The organism is Deefgea piscis, assembly GCF_019665785.1.
In the GTDB taxonomy this organism is placed as follows: domain Bacteria; phylum Pseudomonadota; class Gammaproteobacteria; order Burkholderiales; family Chitinibacteraceae; genus Deefgea.
On record NZ_CP081149.1, the window covers coordinates 2,866,216 to 2,883,639 of the forward strand.

Below are 17,424 nucleotides of genomic sequence, written 5' to 3' on the forward strand. Positions count from 1 at the left end.
CACTCACCTCGGGGGTATATTCGCACAAACCATTAAATTATTGCTGTTCAAGCCTATACATTAAGATATAAAGATAACGAAGTACGGCGACCAATGGCTACGGAAAGCGATTGCAGTAACACTTTAAAAAACGCAACCGATAGCAGCGGCCTTTCTGCTGTCAGCACTGACTTTCATTAAAGCACTCAGTCAGCCGAATATGACAAAGCCAATGACCCGCGTTAGCAGCAAATTAACTCGCAAACTACATATTGCATGCTCTGCCTGTGCTCTAGCAAACTCGATGTGTGCAATCGATGCGGTCTGTGGCTCAAACGTGGCATTTATGGAATTTCGGCATACGGCATGCGCCGTTGGATAATCGCCGCTTTACGTAGTAAACGTCGATCTTTACGATTTTGATCAAAATAGCGCGGGTTAGTCACCATCGAGGCGAGTTTGGCCGATTGCGCGGCGGATAATTTTTTGGCGTCGATTCGATAATAATGTTGCGCAGCTGCTTGCGCGCCAAAAACGCCATCGCCCCACTCGATCACATTCAGATAAATCTCAAAAATTCGCCGCTTATCGAGCAAAGCTTCAATCATCACCGTGAGTACCGCCTCTTCCACTTTACGCAGTGGATTGCGACTGCCCGATAAAAATAAATTCTTTGCCAGCTGCTGCGTAATGGTCGAACCTCCAGCAACGATCCGCCCTTTTTTGATATTTTTTTCCCACGCCGTTTGCAAGCCTTCCCAATCAAAGCCTTCGTGATCCAAAAATTTAGCGTCTTCTGCTGCTACTACGGCGCGTTTTAAATGCGGTGAAATTTGCGCGTAATCGACCCATTCAAACTCAAGCTGCGCTGCCGGATTTTCGGCCTGTAGCCGTTCCAACTGCGTTTGCATAAATGCGCTATCGCTCGGATTAATCCAGCGCCAAGCCAAAATATGCAAAAACATCCAAACATTCCACAATAAAACCAAAATCAGCAGCGCTGCCAAACCGCGACCAATCCAGCCGAGAATCCCCGTTTTTTTCATTCTTTACCTATGGGTATATCAATGTAGGCCTTATTAATAAAATTCTACATTCATATACTTAATTAAATTTGTTCGCGCATCCATTGCAATACCGGCGCAACTTCCGGCCGTAAACCCGTCCACAACTCAAACGCCTCTGCCGCTTGCCCAACGAGCATCCCCAAGCCGTCGACACGCTGCTGCACCCCCGCTTCACGCGCTTGCGCCAAAAACGGCGTTTGATTCTTGCCATACATCATGTCGTAAGCCAAAGCATTGGGCGCAAAAATAGCATCACTGATCGGCAAACGCTCGCCACTTAAGCTGGCGGATGTGGCATTAATTACCACGTCATATTGCGAGAGATTGGTAGCGGTTACTTCATCGAGTAAATCATCAAAGCCCAGCGCCAGCACCGGCAGTGATACACCCTGAGCATGCCGCCAAGGCGCTGCCACTTCATCTAATAACTGCTGCGCTTTGCTTTGCGTTCGATTAGCAACCGATAGCGATTGGGGTTGCTGCTGTAATAGCGGCAACAATGCGCCGCGTGCCGCGCCACCTGCGCCGAGCAATAAGATTCGTTGACCACGCAAATTAATGTGCCGCAACAGATCGGTGACTAAACCGGCGCCATCGGTATTGTCTCCTTGCCAAGTGCCGTTAGCTTGTCGCACCAAGGTATTCACCGCACCGGCAGCAGCAGCACGTTCAGTCAATTGCTCACCGACCCAACGAAAAGCTTCTTCTTTGAATGGCACCGTCACATTCGCCCCACGCCCCCCCGCATCGGCAAAGCCCTGCACCGTTGCCGAAAAACCATCTAAGGGCGCGAGTAATTGCTGGTAGATAAATCCAGCCACATAAGGATGATCGGCAAACTGAGCGGCAAACGCGGCATGAATCTGTGGTGATTTGGAGTGCGCAATCGGATTACCAATCACAACATACGTTGGGTGAATCATCGTGCAGAACCCATTAAAAAGTGAGGTGTAAGTGTTAAGCAACCGTTTCTTGCATCGTTGCCTTGCCTTGTCGTACTCGAGGCCCGTCGATTTGCTACCTGTTGCCTCAACGCCTTGCCATGCAACGGTTTTGCGAAGACTGAAGTGGATGCCTTACTGCCACGAGCTTACAGACTCAGGCCCCACTACAACGCAAAATCAACCCTGTGTCCAAGGTAGACCTGCCGCCTGCCAACCATTTTTACTGCCACGATGACTCTGCGCGTCTTTATCACCCTCAAAGCCTTCTAAAATATTCATTGCCGCAGTGTAACCATGCTCGGCGGCCAGTACCGCGGCGTCATGCGAGCGCGCACCCGAGCGACATAAAAACAGCACCACCGCTTCAGGATCAACGGCGGCTTTGAGTTGCACTAAAAAATGCGGATTATTGGCCATCGTTGGATAAGTTTTCCATTCGATCATCTCAGCGCCAGGCACTACGCCGACAAACTGCCATTCAGCATGTGTGCGAACATCAACCAACTGCACACTGGGTAGACTTTGCAATAAAGTCCACGCCTCGCTAGGGGTGACGATGCCAGCGTAAGGTAACCCTTGGCTCATGGCACGAGAACGCGCATTTTGCAAAATTTCATTATTTTGGCTCATCAAAATCCCCTTATTTGTACATTCATCAAGTGGCCTATTTTAGCGGCATGTCTTACGTTACAGCTACATTTATTGACGCACCAAATCAGTGCAACAAACTGGTGCGCGCACTAAAAAAATACGCAAAAGTAAGTCCGCGACAGCAAAAAGATGTGGCACAATAGATTGCATGTAAGATTTTGCTTGGCACACTTTGTGCTTGTAATCACTGCAACAGCATTTAATGCCGTTTTATCCCACTTTTAATTTTTGTTCATACTCGTCCTACAGGAGCGACAACATGGCGGTAGCCGACGTTCTCAAGCTTATTAAAGAAAACGACATTCGTTTCGTTGACTTGCGCTTCACCGACACTATCGGTAAAGAGCACCACGTAACCGTTCCTTCTCACGTCGTTGATGAAGAATGGTTCGAAGCGGGTCACGCTTTCGATGGTTCATCGATCGCCGGCTGGAAAGGCATTCAAGCTTCCGACATGCTGTTGTTGCCAGACTCTGCAACAGCCAATATCGATCCATTCTTTGATGAGCCAACGCTGATCATGACTTGTGATGTGATCGAGCCAGCAACTGGCAAAGGTTATGATCGTGATCCACGTTCATTAGCCCGCCGCGCTGAAGCTTATTTGAAAACCACGGGTATCGGCGACACCGCTTATTTTGGTCCAGAGCCAGAATTCTTTATTTTTGACAGCATCCGTTGGAACACGGATATGTCAGGCTCGTTCGTAAAAATCGGTTCAGACGAAGGCGCTTGGGCCACTGCTGACGAAGTACAAGGCGGCAACTTAGGTCACCGTCCACGCGTTAAAGGCGGCTACTTCCCAGTACCACCAGTTGACAGCCATCAAGACATCCGCGCCTCTATGGTGTTGATCTTGGAAGAAATGGGCGTGCCAGTTGAAGTGTTCCATCACGAAGTTTCAAACGCAGGTCAAAATGAGATCGGTACTAAATTCTCTACTTTGACTCAGCGCGCTGACTGGACTCAAATCCTAAAATACGTGGTGCACAACGTTGCCAACCAATACGGCAAAACAGCCACGTTTATGCCAAAGCCAATCGTTGGCGACAACGGTTCGGGCATGCACGTTCACCAGTCAATCTGGAAAGACGGCAAAAACTTGTTTGCGGGTAATGAATACGCAGGCTTGTCTGAAACTGCTCTGTTCTACATCGGCGGTATCATCAAGCACGCCAAAGCATTGAACGCGATCACCAACCCAGGTACGAACTCGTACAAACGTTTGGTACCGCATTACGAAGCACCGGTTAAATTGGCTTACTCTGCTAAAAACCGCTCTGCATCGATCCGCATTCCTCACGTTGCGTCTGAAAAAGGCCGTCGTATCGAAGCGCGTTTCCCAGATCCATTGGCTAACCCATACCTATGCTTTGCCGCTTTGATGATGGCTGGCTTGGATGGTATCCAAAACAAGATTCACCCAGGCGATCCAGCAGACAAAAATCTGTATGACTTGCCACCAGAAGAAGACAAATTGATCCCTACAGTTTGCTCTTCACTGGACGAAGCATTGGCAGCACTCGATGCAGACCGTGAATTCTTGACTCGTGGCGGCGTATTCACTAACGAGTGGATCGATTCGTACATCGAACTCAAAATGAACGATGTTAATCGCTCACGCATGAATGTACATCCAGTTGAATTTGACATGTACTACTCTCTATAATTTATAAGCCTGTTTCATACAGGCTCATAAGTTCCTGCAAACCCGCATACAGCTTAGCTTGTGCGGGTTTTTTATTTCTAACAATCGCAAGGTAAGGGCTCAGCCGCTCCACCGGCTGTTATCACTGCCACGCTAGTCACCCCAGCCAATGAAAGATGTTTTACGCGCAAGACTGGATAAAAAAATGCCGCTCACTGAAGTGAACGGCATTCGGTTTGTGTAGCAATTGAGGATTTGCCTCAATTAATCATTTTTTTCTAGCTCGAAATAGAAAAACTCACTGGTACCATCATCGTTATCACTGGCGATTGCGCCTTTGATTTCGTCTTCTTCGCTACTAATGATCGCCAAAGATTCCGCTTTGGTAATCACGACGCGACCGCCTTGGTCGAGCAAGGGTACTGACGTTGGCGTCAAATTAAGTACCGCACCGTCTTTCAGTTTTTCCAATGGAATGACACCAATGAAGCTACCCAAAATTTGGCCGTCGTTGTATGAGTCGCCAGTAGCTTCCACTGAGGCGGTGTAAACCAAACTGTTATTTTTCGCCCAGAAATCGCCGCCTGACAGGCCCGCTTCAAAGTTCGCCACTACCGGCAAAGTCACTTTGAATGTCTCTACTTTGCTGAAGGTTTCTAATTTATTGAACATATATTCAATCAACTCATGCTGCTTCACAGCAAAAATCAGATTGCCGCCGCCATTGCCACGGTTGAAGATGTACGCTTTGCCATTGCCCAGTGCCAAGCCTTCAATATTGAGTTCAGCAATACCCGCTGCAGTTTTCAGCTGCGTGTATAAGCTCGTCAGGCTACGCTCATGTTTGCTAATGCGATCGCTAGAGAGCAAAAAGCCCACTTCGCGATTTGATTTGCTGCCCGAGCCTAGCGTTAAGCTCCAAGTTTGTTTGCCTTGGCGAAATTGCGCTAAGGCTTCAAAGTCAGGTTTTACTTTTTTATTGATCCGACCGGTGACTGGGTCAATTGGATACTCCTTAATCAACTGTTTATCAGTGATATAGAAATTCTTATCGAGCTCAAACAGCCATTGAGCATCATCACCCACCGCATAGAAAAAACCGTTGCGATAATTCAGGCCAGAAGCCGATGGCAGGTCACGATTGATATGAGGCTGACCCAATTCCAGTGTGTAGCTTTCGGCATTGGCGTGTAGGGCAAAAGTAGCTGCAAGAGTTGCGGCGAGAAGATGTTTAAGCATGGTGTCCTTACTCTATTAGACGTAAAAATATAAAATTGGGCAGTTTTATCACCCCAAACAATGACGCAAATATTACATTTTTTTTACATAATTGTGTGTATTATTTCCCTTGCTTTCTATAAAATCACACCATTCACTCTTCAATACAACACGGAGATTTGATTTAAATTTTTAATCGAAATGGATGGATTACGCCACACCTACAGTATTGATGTATTTGACTTGAGCTCTTATTTTGTAAAACTTAGCGAGCAATACCACTGCAAATTTCTATGCCTCGTTATGCAACAGGCTCTCAATTGTTATGTTGGTTTGATGAAGAAAAATAGTTAGATGCCTGAATTAAATTCGCCAACTAAGCAGCAAGGCAAGATGCTGGGCGAGCTGATCTAGGTCGCACTCGTGATATAAATTAAAGACCTAAATTATGGCGCTGCAATTTAATGGTATTGATCTGTATACGCAGGCGCCAATCCGCAGCCAAGAGCCAAAACGACATGCGCGGATATTAAATATTGCGGGTGAATGGATGGTTTTGTTTGGTAAGAACACGGCGTTTACCGACGACGCAAATTGGGTCGTCCTATTGCACAAAGCGCATTGATTCGTGCCACAAACGTTTGCTAATCCGCGTGCGGCGGCAGATTTTCTAGATGCGCATACCGAACGTTTTGCAAGTGTGCCGTGTTAAAGGCTTTGGGCTCATAGCAAAATAAGATTTCGCGCCACTGCCACCATCAGACTTAGCACTGACGCTTACGCTATTCATTGATATTTTAACCGCAGCTTATAGCCTTGTCAGGCCGCCGCGAGTGGACGCAATGAAGTGATCTATTGATCTTAAATACCAGCTTGATATCTGACTGCAAAAATTAAATTCAATATTGCAGTTGTAGTAGAACCACGCATTATCTATTTAAACCAAGGAATTATTATGTTCAAAATTGGCACGGCTTTAGCAGCCGTTCTTGTCTTTCAATTAGCTCAAGCGGCATCACTAGAAACCATTCAAAAAAGTGGCCAAATTGTCATTGGCGTCAAAGACTCTTCGCCGCCATTCTCACAACTCGATGTTAAAACCCGCGCACTCAAAGGGTATGACATTGACTTTGCCTTGGGAATTGCCAAGCGCTTGAAAGTGAAGCCTGTGTTTAAAACCTTAGAGTCGGACGATCGCATTCCTTGGATTAAGGAAGGTAAAGCGGATATTGTCATCGCTGATTTAGCGCGCAGCGCAGAGCGCGAGAAAGAAGTCGCGTTTAGTATCGGTTATTTTGTAACTGATACGCGCATTCTGGCCAAAAAAGGGCGCTTTAAATCTGAAAGAGATTTAGCAGGCAGCCAGATTGCGCTGACTTCGGCATCCAGCTCGGTCAAATTAATGCGCAAGTCCTTCCCAGAGACTAAACTCGCTGAATTTGAAGATAAACCAGAAATGTTAAAGGCGGTATTGGCGGGGGTTGTCGACGGAATGTTGGGTGACGGGCCAGTGATGACCGCCACATTGGCGCAAATTCCTGCAGCACAGCGTAGTCAATTTGAGGTGAGTGATTTTGCGTTGGATACGAAAACCTTTGGTGTCGCGATGCCCAAAAGCGAAAAAACGCTACAAACTGCTGTGAATAATGCGCTCGTCGATATGGAGACCTCAGGTGAAGCTCTGGCGATCTTTAATAACTGGTTTGGCCCACAAAGTAGCCAAGCGATGGGGCGAATATTTAAAATTAGCCCAAGCCGAAATTAACTCGCACCAATCGCCTCTTTAATTTAATTTGGCGAAGAAAAACCGGTCCTCAGTGGCTTAGTGCCGCTCACTTAAGAGCAAGTGAGCGGCATTTTTTATCGCCTTTGCTTGGCCACACATCATCAAAACAAAATTACATTACTTATCATATTTACAACTTTAATTCACGCTGACTCAAGCTGACAGCTATACTTATGCAAAACATACTACATTTATAAAAATGAGCGCTCATACAAAAATCATCACCGCTAGCCTATTTTTAGTCAGCTACTTATTTGCTGGTGTGTTATCCATTCAACTCGGGACAATCAATCCCGGCAATATGGCTTTAATTTGGCTGGCCGCAGGCATTGGGTTATTTACTGTTTTGCAATTAGGGCGCATTGGTCTTGTCATCGTTTACTTTGGCAGCCTAGTCATCAATACCCCTTATTTATTTCATGGCCACTGGCAACATCAAATCGGCAGCATTTTAATCAGCGGGTGTATTTTTGCGGCGATTGACACATTGCAATCGTATTTAGCTGCACGCGCTTATCAGGCCATAACCCGCCAACACGGCAACGCCATGTGGCGACAACCCATGGTATTACCCAAAATTTGGCTGCGTGTCAGCTTTATTCCCGTCGCAGTCACCATGCCGTTATTTATCGCATTGCAAATTTCTGCAGGCTTAATTCCGATAAATTTAGATTCTATATTAATTCGCAGCATGGTTTTAATGCTAGCAGATTCCTCTGGACTAATTTTATTTGTCCCGCTCTATCCTTATCTAAAATCAGGATCTTTATTTAAAGAACTAGAAAAATCAATATACTTCCTTATCATCACTCCTATCCCAATATTGATTAATTATTTCATCTTAGATCGTACATTGATTTTACTACTACCACTCATGCTATATATTGCAGTGCGCTTTAAAATGGCGGCAACCAATGTCTCACTATTACTCATTACATTAATGTGCATTGGTCTTACTGCAAAAGGCTATGGATTTATAAATACACAAAACATCATTATTTCATTATTACAAATTCAAATATTTGTCTTTTCTATTACCTTAGCTTTACAATATTTAGCGCAAACACAAACACAAATTATGCATAACCAAGCTTATTTAGAGCACGAGGTGAAATCACGAACAGAAACACTGGCTCAGCTCAACCATGAATTAAGCATTCTTGCCACCACGGACGAGCTAACCCAACTTAGTAATCGCAGAGAATGGCAATCCAAAGCCCAATCGGCTTTTTTACACGCTTTGCGTTATAAAAAAAACCTGAGCTTTATGATGATCGACGTGGATCACTTTAAAAAAATTAATGATCAATACGGGCATTTATTTGGCGATCAAATATTAAAACAGATTGCACAATTATGTGTGCTCAATACCCGTGCCACCGATTTAGTCGCGCGCTGGGGTGGCGAAGAGTTTGTAGTTTTACTACCAGAAACCACGCTTGAGCAGGCTAAAATTGTTGCCGAAAAAATACGCTCTGCGATTGCAAACAGCACTTTTTCTTTGACGGACAATCCACAACTGACCGTAACGGTGAGTATCGGCATATCGAGCCTACTGCCGCATGATCAATCATTGGATGATTTACTCTCGCGCGCCGATAATGCGATGTATTTGGCTAAAGACAAGGGGCGCAATTGTATACAAGCCGATACATGCACCATAATTCACAGCAGTGTGGTCTAAAATTATATTTTGCTGATTGGCCAATTGTAGGCAAAATAGTCGCTTCACTTTAATTTGATTATCATGAGCTCACTCAACAAACCCCGTATCACCATACTCTATTGCACTCAGTGCAGCTGGTTACTGCGCAGTGCATGGTTGGCCCAAGAATTACTCTCAACTTTTGCTTTTGAATTAGGCGAAGTGGCGTTACAACCGGGTACGGGTGGCGTATTTTTAATCCATTGTGATGATGTTTTAGTCTGGGATAGAAAAATTGAAAACGGTTTTCCAGAAGCTAAAATTTTAAAGCAAAGGATTAGAGATCTGATTGCGCCGGACAAAACCTTAGGACATTCGGATAAAACCAACAATTAAATTCATTTGTATTACATTTCACAGCCAGCTGATTAGGCACAAAGCGCAGGCTGTGATACCTTTCTGCTATGCACTCAAAACGACTGATTGGCCTTCTATTTCTCTGCAATATGGCGCATGCCGATATCTACAAATATGTAGATAGTAATGGCAATGTGACATTTACTAATTCACCCATTAAAGGTGCAGTACGCATCATGAGTGAATCGCAACCGGTAAGCAATCCAGTTCGGCGCAATAACGAGAGCATTAAATCGCCTCGAGTCGCGGTTCCTTCTCCGGTGAATTTCCCTAAAGTGGATGCGGCCACCCAAAAAAGTCGCGATAGTAATCGCAAATTAATTTTAGAAGAAGAGCTCAGCAGCGAGCGCGAGCTATTGAGCAAGGCTAAAAAGAATTTACAAGATGCCGATGCCAATCGCTCGGCAGCTGAGCAAGCCAATCCTAAAATTTATCTCGAGCGCATTGGCCGCCTACGCGAAGCCATTGTGATGCACGAAAAGAACGTCTCCGCACTGCAAGCCGAGCTAACCCGAGTGCGCTAATGCGCCATAAAAGGCGTAGCAGCACCAATATTGTGCAAAGATGAATCCTTTTAGCCAATGGACACGCTAAAAAGCTGGCCTACATTTTGCTTTAGTTCATCCATCTCTGCGCGACAATTCGTCTTTTTTAAATCAGCTGGTATCCGATGGAGCCGCATATGAGCCACCCTACTTTTGCTGGCCTCGATTATCTCGATGCGGCCGTATTAGCGGTCGATCAGGACGGTTATATTCGCTACGCTAATCCAGCAGCGAATAGTTTATTTAATGTAAAGCCACACGAGCACCCCTCTTTAATCCATTGTTTTGGTGAGAATTCACCTTTAGTTTTTGCCGCACAAACGGCATTAGAAAAACGCATCTCAATCACTGAGCACGAATTAGTGGTGTTTGGTATTGAGGGCGAAATGTATGTCACGCTCGATGTCACGCCGATTGAATCAACCGCGGCAGCGGTATTACTAGAAATACGGCGCATTGATCAACAACGCCGCATTATTAATGAAGAGCGCTTACAAGCGCAGCAACAAGCCAATCGCGAGTTAATTCGTAATTTAGCGCATGAAATTAAAAATCCACTCGGTGGCATTCGGGGCGCAGCCCAACTTTTAGCACATGAATTACCCGACCCGCAGCTTAAAGAATATACCGACGTGATTGTCGATGAAGTCTCTCGCCTGCAAAGCTTGCTCGATCGCCTACTCACGCCCCATCGTTTACCGCAGCTCAAAGAGCTCAATATCCATGAGGTGTTAGAGCGTGTACGCAGCCTTGTTTTGGCAGAAACGCCCAATGGCTTGGCGGTAAAAAGAGATTACGACACCAGTATTCCAACTTTAATTGCCGACAAAGAGCAATTAATTCAATCCGTGCTTAATATTGTGCGCAATGCCATCCAAGCTATGTCCAATATTGGCGAAGTCATCTTACGTACTCGTATTGCCCGCCAAGTCACACTCAATCGCCAACGCTACCCTTTGGCCTTGCGCATCGACATTAGCGATAACGGCCCGGGCATCCCTGAGCATTTAAAAGAAACGCTATTTTATCCGTTGGTTTCTGGCCGCCCCGGTGGCACAGGTATCGGCTTACATTTAGCGCATACCTATATTGCACAGCATCACGGCGTGATTGAATTTGAAAGCCGAGCGGGACACACCACATTTAGCCTTTTCTTACCCCTTAACGCATGGCAAGACACAGGAAGCACATCATGAAACCAGTTTGGGTGATTGACGACGATAAATCGATTCGCTGGGTGTTTGAAAAAGCACTCAGTCGCGAGCAAATTACCCATACCACCTTTGCCTCTGCCACCGAGGCGCTGATTCGATTACAAACCGAGCGTCCACAAGCGGTTGTGTGCGATATCCGCATGCCCGGCGAATCAGGGCTCAGTTTTTTAGACATGATGACACGTGAATGGCCAGATATTCCGGTGATTATCATGACTGCACATTCCGATTTAGATAGTGCCGTTTCAGCCTTTCAAGGCGGGGCATTTGAATATCTAGCTAAACCGTTTGATGTCGACCAAGCGATTGCGCTGATTCGCCGTGCCATGCAAGAGAGTGAAACGCTCAGCCCAAACCAAGAAACGGGCTCTGAAGTCCCTGAAATGCTCGGCCAAGCGCCAGCCATGCAAGACGTGTTTCGCGCCATTGGCCGCCTGTCTCATTCGGCGGCTACGGTGATGATTACCGGTGAATCTGGCAGTGGTAAAGAACTAGTTGCCCGCGCGCTACATCGACATAGCCCGCGCGCCAGCAAAACATTCGTCGCCATCAATAGCGCGGCCATCCCTAAAGATCTATTAGAATCTGAATTATTCGGTCACGAGCGTGGCGCTTTTACTGGGGCCGACGCCAAAAGAATTGGCCGCTTTGAACAAGCCGAAGGCGGCACGCTATTTCTTGATGAAATTGGTGACATGCCCTTTGATTTACAAACTCGTTTATTACGGGTGCTTTCGGATGGTTTTTTCTATCGCGTTGGTGGTCATCAACCGATTAAGGCCAATGTGCGGGTCATTGCTGCCACGCATCAAGATCTTGAAGATCGGGTCAAAGAAAAACTATTTCGTGAAGACCTTTATCACCGCCTGAATGTCATTCGCTTGCGCTTACCAGCACTGCGCGAACGTAAGCAAGACATTCCGCTACTGGCAAAGCACTTTCTGGCGCAGTCGGCGCAAAACCTCGGCGTTGAAATCAAACGCTTAAGCGAAGCCGCAATGCAGCAGCTCACTCAATATCATTTTCCGGGCAATGTGCGTCAGCTCGAAAACATCTGCCATTGGATTAGCGTGATGGCACCGGGGCAATGCGTTGAAAGCAATGATCTACCGCCAGAATTGCGTGCTACCCCACAAGTGACGAATCAACTCGTTGGCGACTGGCAGTCGTCCTTAGCAGCCGAAGTGCAACACCGCTTGCAACGCGGTGACAGCCGAATTTTAGACAGTATGATGCAGGATTTTGAGCGCACCGTGATTGAGCAAGCCTTAGCTCAAACTGGGGGTAAACGAATAGAAGCTTCAGAATTACTTGGCTGGGGACGCAATACCCTAACCAGAAAAATCCAAGAGCTCGGTATCGATGAGCATAGCGCCTAATTCCAGCGCGGCCCAAAGCCCACACACGCCAATGGGTTAGGCCGCTGGCACTAAAATGATGTGCAATAAAAAAGCCCGAGGACGACTCCTCGGGCTTTTTGCATCATGGCGGTATTGAATGGCTTAACGAATTTCGAAAATTTTGCCAAAGTTCGCAATATCGAGTACTGACTTCACGGTGCCTTTACAATTAACCAACGTAATTTTTTTGCCTGCAGCACGCTCATTTAATAGCAACAACATCCCTAAGGCAGCTGAATCCATATAATCCACTGCCGAAAAATCAATCTCGATATCAGAGAGGCCAGGATGCTGTAAAGCCGAGGTCGTTGCGTGTTTAAACTCACGATGAAATTCAAACGTAAAATTGCCATTCAAAGCTAAGATGGCGCGGTTATTATCAAAGCGTACATTCACTTGCATAGACCTACTCCAAAAACGTTGATGACTGTATGTACAATATAGTCTAGCCAGAGAGAAGACTTATGCAAAGCTTGCAATTAAAAAAAGCCCGCCAATCTACACATTATTTTTCAACGAATGCGCGCTCAATCACATAATCACCCGGCTCACCGATGCGTTTAGACACTTTAAAGCCCAATGAGTCGAGTAGATTACAAGTGTCTTCTAGCATCGCAGGGCTACCGCACAGCATTGCGCGATCGGTTTCTGGATTCAGTGGTGGCAACCCGATATCTGCAAATAATTTACCCGAAGTAATTAAATCAGTCAGACGGCCTTGATTACGGAATGGCTCACGCGTCACAGTTGGGTAATAAATTAATTTATTGCGAACTTCTTCACCAAAAAATTCATTATTTGGCAATTCATGCTCAATATAATCCGCATAAGCTAATTCGCTCACCGTGCGAACACCATGAATCAAAATAATTTTATCGAATTTTTCATACGCTTCAGGATCTTTAATCAAGCTCATGAAAGGCGCTAAGCCGGTACCGGTACTGAGGTAATACAAATGTTTACCCGGTTTTAAATCAGACAATACCAATGTGCCGGTGGGTTTACGGCTCACCAATAATTTATCGCCTTCTTTTAAATGCTGCAGACGCGAAGTCAGCGGGCCATTTTGCACTTTAATACTGAAAAATTCGAGCTCTTCTTCGTAATTGGCACTGGCAATTGAATAAGCACGCATTAATGGCTTACCATCCACTTCCAAACCAATCATAACAAACTGGCCATTTTCAAAACGCAGCGATTCATCACGCGTCGTGGTAAAGCTAAATAAAGTATCATTCCAGTGACGAACACTCAGCACTGTTTCATGGGCAAACTTAGACATTTAACTTCCTTCAAAAACAATCACCACAAAGGCACACCGACACAAAAAAAAGCAGCGACGTCCTAAAAAATTGGACCGCTTTATGCTCTATTTATCTTTGTGCCTTTGCGTTGGTTCAAATTATTAAGCTTTTAACGCCGCTTCTAATTCAGGAATCACAGTAAATAAATCTGCGACCAAACCATAATCAGCCACTTGGAAAATAGGTGCATCTGCATCGATATTCACCGCCACAATCACCTTACTGTCCTTAATCCCGCCCACGTGCTGCGCTGCGCCCGAAACGCCAAAAGCCATATACAGCTCAGGCGCGACTACAGTACCGGTTTGACCAACTTGGCTATCATTGGGTGCCATGCCCGCATCCACCGCTGCGCGAGTCGCACCGATGGCCGCACCGAGGACATCAGCCAATGGCGTGAGCGTTGATTTAAAGCCTTCGGCACTACCGAGTGAACGACCACCGCTAATCACCACTCGTGCTGTTGCCAGCTCTGGGCGATCAAGCTCAACCAAATCGCGGCTCACCCATGTGGTTTGTCCGGTCTCGGCGGTTGCTGTCAACGTTTCCAGTGCCGCAGCACCACCAGTCGCGGCAACGGCTTCAAACACCGTTGGACGAATCGTCAAAATCCGTAAACCGGCTGGCGCAACAACGGTGGCATTGATATTGCCAGCGTACATCGGCCGCACAAAGGTCGTGGCATTGATAATTTGAATGACTTCAGACACCATCGCCACATCGAGCAATGCCGCTGCGCGTGGCAATACATTTTTGCCAAAGCTGGTCGCCGCAGCGATCAATACTGAATAATTTGCGGCGAGCTGCACCAATAAGGGCGTGAGGTTTTCTGCCAAACCATGGGCATAGGCTAGTGCATCAGCATGGAGTACCTTGCTCACGCCAGCTATTTTTGTGGCCTCGATAGCAATACCCGCTACATCATTGCCAGTAACCAATAAATGGACTTCTTCGCCCAATTGACTTGCGGCGCTAATCGCAGAACGCGTAGCGGCTTTAATCCCGTGGCTGTCTAATTCAGCAATCACTAAAACGCTCATGGCAACACCTTCTCTGCTCGCAATGCAGCGACCAACTCAGCCACATTATTCAAAATTTTCCCCGGCTTACGTGCTGGCGGTTCAGCAATCTGCAATACCGTTAACGCCGGTGCGCTGACGGCAAAATCGGCAGCAGGCAAAGTTTCAATCGGTTTTTTCTTCGCCATCATTAATGCCGGCAGTTTGATAAAACGCGGCTCATTCAAGCGAAGATCAACAGAAATCACCGCAGGCAATTGCAATGACAAGGTTTCCTGACCACCATCGATCTCACGCACCACGGTAGCGCGGCCATCAGCGAGCTGGATATTGGAAGCAAACGTCGCTTGCGACCAATTTAATAAACCAGCCAGCATTTGCGCCGTTTCAGCTGCGTCATCATCAATCGCTTGCTTACCGGTGAGCACCAAATCTGGCGTTTCACGCCCTACGATGGCTTGTAAGTATTTAGCCGCAGTTAAAGGCTGCACCACGCTCGGCGTCTCGATCAAAATGGCTCGATCAGCGCCCATTGCCAAAGCGTGACGTAATACATCCTGATTGGCAGCAGTACCAACCGCCACGACCACCACTTCGCTGGCCACGCCGGCTTCTTTCAAGCGAACCGCGCCTTCGACGGCATTTTCGTCAAACGGATTGATGCTCATTTTTACGTTGCTCAGCTCGACATCCAAACCGTCTTGCGTTGGCCGTGGCCGGATTTGATAATCAACGACCCGTTTAATGCTGACTAAAATTTTCATGGTGCTTCCTGCAGGCTGCGAATTGACAACCATCAACGCGCGCGATTATAGAACAAATGCCATTTTGCAGAAGATTGTATTCGGCGGTAAACTATATGTAAAACACATTATTATTATAAACATATTCGATTTTACAGATATAGAAGCGAGATTGAGATGCAAGAACGCGACGTCATGGAATACGATGTGCTGATTATTGGTGCTGGCCCAGCGGGTTTAAGCTCGGCCATTGCTATAAAGCAGCTCAACCCCGAAATTTCTGTCTGTATTTTGGAAAAAGGCGCGCAAGTGGGCGCGCATATTTTGTCTGGTGCGGTCATTGATCCTGTTGCGCTCAATCAGCTGATTCCCGATTGGCAACAGCGCGCGCCGCAATTGGCGACCGCAGTCAACCAAGACGAATTCTTTTTACTTGATGAAGATACCGGTATTAAGATTCCACAAATCTTGCTGCCGCCTCAATTACACAACAATGGCTGTTTTATCGTTAAGCTGGGCGAAGTCTGCGCTTGGCTCTCCAGCGAAGCAGAAAACCTAGGCGTTGAAATTTACCCCGGCTTTGCTGCAGCCGAAGTGCTGTATGACGATCAAGGCGCCGTCATGGGCGTGGCCGTTGGCGATATGGGCATCAACAAATTAGGCCAACACAAAGCCGATTACGCGCTCGGCATGGCGATTCATGCCAAATACACGCTGTTTTGCGAAGGCGCGCGCGGCTCACTCGCTGGCGATTTAGAAAACAAATATGATTTACGTAAAGACGCCGATCCACAGCATTTTGGTCTTGGCGTAAAAGAAGTTTGGCAAGTCAAACCCGAACACCATCACCTTGGCTTAGTGCAACACGCCCAAGGTTGGCCGCTCGACAACAGCACCAGCGGTGGCGCGTTTATTTACCATTTGCCTGATCATCTGGTGGCGATTGGTTATGTAGTGCACTTGAATTACCAGAATCCGACTTTATCGCCATTCGAAGAATTACAACGCTTTAAAACCCACCCTAAAATTCGCGGTACTTTCGCTGGTGCCAAGCGCATTGCTTACGGCGCACGCGCGATTGCCGAAGGTGGACTGCAATCCTTGCCAAAAATGACCTTCCCTGGCGGCATTTTGCTCGGCTGCTCGGCGGGTTTACTCAATTTTCCACGCATTAAAGGCACCCACAACGCCATGCTGTCGGGCATGTTGGCCGCCCCAGCCATTGTCGACGCCATTACCAATGATCGGCAGCGCGATGAACTGATTGCTTTTAATACCGCCTTTGCGCAATCGAGTATTTGGCAAGAACTACAACAAGTGCGCAATATCAAACCAGCGATTTCTAAACTCGGTACGCTAGCGGGCACGATGTATGCCGGTGCAGAACTTTGGCTATCTAAGCTAGGGATCAATACCCCTTGGACATTACGCCACAGTACGCCTGACAATGCCACGCTCAAACGCCTCAACAGTGTCGCAGCGATTCATTACCCGAAACCCGATGGCGTACTGACGTTCAATAGGCTTGATTCTTTAATGCTGGCTAATGTCTCGCACGATCACGATCAACCCAGCCATTTGCAATTACGCGATACTTTAATACCGATTACCGTCAATCTGGCCCAGTATGGATCACCAGAAAGCCATTACTGCCCTGCTGGCGTGTATGAAATTATTCAACACAACAACGCCCCAGCCTTACAAATCAACGCGCAAAATTGCTTACATTGCAAAACCTGCGACATCAAAGACCCACAGCAAAATATCCATTGGGTGCCACCCGAAGGTGGCGGCGGACCGCTATATACCGGCATGTAGTATTTTATTATGGCTCATATCTAATA

The 17,424-nt window shown here is 46.8% G+C and carries 17 protein-coding genes; 9 read left to right on the plus strand and 8 right to left on the minus strand.

The features are described from left to right. Positions 1-323: 323 nt before the first annotated feature. The 3 genes from mtgA to K4H25_RS13365 form a co-directional block, all read right to left on the minus strand. Entirely contained in the window at positions 324-1,025 is a 702-nt protein-coding gene (gene mtgA, locus K4H25_RS13355) for a monofunctional biosynthetic peptidoglycan transglycosylase (RefSeq protein WP_221020948.1), read from the minus strand. 62 nt (positions 1,026-1,087) lie between these two features. After that, a complete protein-coding gene (gene aroE, locus K4H25_RS13360) occupies positions 1,088-1,969 on the minus strand; it encodes a shikimate dehydrogenase (RefSeq protein WP_221020949.1) in 882 nt (293 codons plus the stop codon). Positions 1,970-2,167: 198 nt separating this feature from the next. Continuing rightward, positions 2,168-2,620 (minus strand): rhodanese-like domain-containing protein, encoded by a 453-nt coding sequence (locus K4H25_RS13365; protein WP_221020950.1) that lies wholly within the window; start codon positions 2,618-2,620, stop codon positions 2,168-2,170. 280 nt (positions 2,621-2,900) lie between these two features. On the opposite strand from K4H25_RS13365, the gene glnA reads away from it, so the two are divergent. Further along, the gene (glnA, locus tag K4H25_RS13370) at positions 2,901-4,310 is read left to right on the plus strand and encodes a type I glutamate--ammonia ligase (protein ID WP_221020951.1); all 1,410 of its coding nucleotides are present in this window, start codon (positions 2,901-2,903) and stop codon (positions 4,308-4,310) included. A 243-nt stretch (positions 4,311-4,553) separates the two neighbouring features. Here glnA and K4H25_RS13375 read toward each other — a convergent pair whose 3' ends face one another. Further along, positions 4,554-5,528, minus strand: a complete 975-nt coding sequence (locus K4H25_RS13375) for a DUF6929 family protein (protein ID WP_221020952.1) — start codon at positions 5,526-5,528, stop codon at positions 4,554-4,556. 427 nt (positions 5,529-5,955) lie between these two features. Here K4H25_RS13375 and K4H25_RS13380 point away from each other — a divergent pair, with 427 nt between their 5' ends. The 7 genes from K4H25_RS13380 (at position 5,956) to ntrC (ending at position 12,493) form a co-directional block, all read left to right on the plus strand. Then, positions 5,956-6,132 carry a hypothetical protein gene (locus tag K4H25_RS13380; RefSeq protein WP_221020953.1) on the plus strand — a complete coding sequence of 59 codons (177 nt, stop codon included), beginning with the start codon at positions 5,956-5,958 and terminating at the stop codon, positions 6,130-6,132. 330 nt (positions 6,133-6,462) lie between these two features. Beyond that, positions 6,463-7,272: a transporter substrate-binding domain-containing protein gene (locus K4H25_RS13385; RefSeq protein ID WP_221020954.1), complete on the plus strand. Its 810-nt coding sequence runs from the start codon at positions 6,463-6,465 to the stop codon at positions 7,270-7,272. A 220-nt stretch (positions 7,273-7,492) separates the two neighbouring features. Continuing rightward, positions 7,493-8,977 (plus strand): GGDEF domain-containing protein, encoded by a 1,485-nt coding sequence (locus K4H25_RS13390; protein WP_221020955.1) that lies wholly within the window; start codon positions 7,493-7,495, stop codon positions 8,975-8,977. A 63-nt stretch (positions 8,978-9,040) separates the two neighbouring features. Further along, positions 9,041-9,334, plus strand: coding sequence for an Rdx family protein (locus K4H25_RS13395; RefSeq protein WP_221020956.1), 294 nt, complete (start codon positions 9,041-9,043; stop codon positions 9,332-9,334). Between the two features lie 68 nt (positions 9,335-9,402). Then, complete coding sequence (locus K4H25_RS13400; RefSeq protein WP_221020957.1) at positions 9,403-9,879, plus strand: DUF4124 domain-containing protein; 477 nt, start codon at positions 9,403-9,405, stop codon at positions 9,877-9,879. Between the two features lie 158 nt (positions 9,880-10,037). Next, a complete protein-coding gene (glnL, locus tag K4H25_RS13405) occupies positions 10,038-11,096 on the plus strand; it encodes a nitrogen regulation protein NR(II) (protein ID WP_221020958.1) in 1,059 nt (352 codons plus the stop codon). After that, positions 11,093-12,493: a nitrogen regulation protein NR(I) gene (gene ntrC, locus K4H25_RS13410; protein WP_221020959.1), complete on the plus strand. Its 1,401-nt coding sequence runs from the start codon at positions 11,093-11,095 to the stop codon at positions 12,491-12,493. The genes glnL and ntrC overlap by 4 nt, the downstream gene beginning before the upstream one ends. 123 nt (positions 12,494-12,616) lie before the next feature. On the opposite strand, the gene K4H25_RS13415 is transcribed toward ntrC, so the two are convergent. From K4H25_RS13415 to K4H25_RS13430, 4 genes are all read right to left on the minus strand, one after another. Further along, a complete protein-coding gene (locus K4H25_RS13415; RefSeq protein ID WP_173532031.1) occupies positions 12,617-12,916 on the minus strand; it encodes an STAS domain-containing protein in 300 nt (99 codons plus the stop codon). A gap of 103 nt (positions 12,917-13,019) precedes the next feature. Then, positions 13,020-13,796, minus strand: a complete 777-nt coding sequence (locus tag K4H25_RS13420) for a ferredoxin--NADP reductase (RefSeq protein ID WP_221020960.1) — start codon at positions 13,794-13,796, stop codon at positions 13,020-13,022. Positions 13,797-13,919: 123 nt separating this feature from the next. After that, the gene (locus K4H25_RS13425; RefSeq protein ID WP_221020961.1) at positions 13,920-14,858 is read right to left on the minus strand and encodes an electron transfer flavoprotein subunit alpha/FixB family protein; all 939 of its coding nucleotides are present in this window, start codon (positions 14,856-14,858) and stop codon (positions 13,920-13,922) included. Beyond that, the gene (locus K4H25_RS13430; protein WP_221020962.1) at positions 14,855-15,601 is read right to left on the minus strand and encodes an electron transfer flavoprotein subunit beta/FixA family protein; all 747 of its coding nucleotides are present in this window, start codon (positions 15,599-15,601) and stop codon (positions 14,855-14,857) included. Before K4H25_RS13430 ends, K4H25_RS13425 begins: the two co-directional genes overlap by 4 nt. Before the next feature lie 156 nt (positions 15,602-15,757). Between K4H25_RS13430 and K4H25_RS13435 the strand changes: the two genes are divergently transcribed. Then, on the plus strand, positions 15,758-17,398 hold the full coding sequence (locus tag K4H25_RS13435) for an electron transfer flavoprotein-ubiquinone oxidoreductase (RefSeq protein ID WP_255587674.1): 1,641 nt from the start codon (positions 15,758-15,760) through the stop codon (positions 17,396-17,398). The last annotated feature ends 26 nt before the right edge of the window (positions 17,399-17,424 follow it).

What these genes read in the sequence shown, in the direction of transcription:
- K4H25_RS13365 (WP_221020950.1), bottom strand. Translation starts at nt 2,620, where the DNA reads ATGAGCCAAAATAATGAAATTTTGCAAAATGCGCGTTCTCGTGCCATG.
- aroE (WP_221020949.1), bottom strand. Translation starts at nt 1,969, where the DNA reads ATGATTCACCCAACGTATGTTGTGATTGGTAATCCGATTGCGCACTCC.
- K4H25_RS13435 (WP_255587674.1), top strand. Translation starts at nt 15,758, where the DNA reads ATGCAAGAACGCGACGTCATGGAATACGATGTGCTGATTATTGGTGCT.
- mtgA (WP_221020948.1), bottom strand. Translation starts at nt 1,025, where the DNA reads ATGAAAAAAACGGGGATTCTCGGCTGGATTGGTCGCGGTTTGGCAGCG.
- K4H25_RS13415 (WP_173532031.1), bottom strand. Translation starts at nt 12,916, where the DNA reads ATGCAAGTGAATGTACGCTTTGATAATAACCGCGCCATCTTAGCTTTG.
- K4H25_RS13395 (WP_221020956.1), top strand. Translation starts at nt 9,041, where the DNA reads ATGAGCTCACTCAACAAACCCCGTATCACCATACTCTATTGCACTCAG.
- K4H25_RS13375 (WP_221020952.1), bottom strand. Translation starts at nt 5,528, where the DNA reads ATGCTTAAACATCTTCTCGCCGCAACTCTTGCAGCTACTTTTGCCCTA.
- K4H25_RS13400 (WP_221020957.1), top strand. Translation starts at nt 9,403, where the DNA reads ATGCACTCAAAACGACTGATTGGCCTTCTATTTCTCTGCAATATGGCG.
- glnL (WP_221020958.1), top strand. Translation starts at nt 10,038, where the DNA reads ATGAGCCACCCTACTTTTGCTGGCCTCGATTATCTCGATGCGGCCGTA.
- K4H25_RS13385 (WP_221020954.1), top strand. Translation starts at nt 6,463, where the DNA reads ATGTTCAAAATTGGCACGGCTTTAGCAGCCGTTCTTGTCTTTCAATTA.
- K4H25_RS13420 (WP_221020960.1), bottom strand. Translation starts at nt 13,796, where the DNA reads ATGTCTAAGTTTGCCCATGAAACAGTGCTGAGTGTTCGTCACTGGAAT.
- K4H25_RS13390 (WP_221020955.1), top strand. Translation starts at nt 7,493, where the DNA reads ATGAGCGCTCATACAAAAATCATCACCGCTAGCCTATTTTTAGTCAGC.
- glnA (WP_221020951.1), top strand. Translation starts at nt 2,901, where the DNA reads ATGGCGGTAGCCGACGTTCTCAAGCTTATTAAAGAAAACGACATTCGT.
- K4H25_RS13380 (WP_221020953.1), top strand. Translation starts at nt 5,956, where the DNA reads ATGGCGCTGCAATTTAATGGTATTGATCTGTATACGCAGGCGCCAATC.
- ntrC (WP_221020959.1), top strand. Translation starts at nt 11,093, where the DNA reads ATGAAACCAGTTTGGGTGATTGACGACGATAAATCGATTCGCTGGGTG.
- K4H25_RS13425 (WP_221020961.1), bottom strand. Translation starts at nt 14,858, where the DNA reads ATGAGCGTTTTAGTGATTGCTGAATTAGACAGCCACGGGATTAAAGCC.
- K4H25_RS13430 (WP_221020962.1), bottom strand. Translation starts at nt 15,601, where the DNA reads ATGAAAATTTTAGTCAGCATTAAACGGGTCGTTGATTATCAAATCCGG.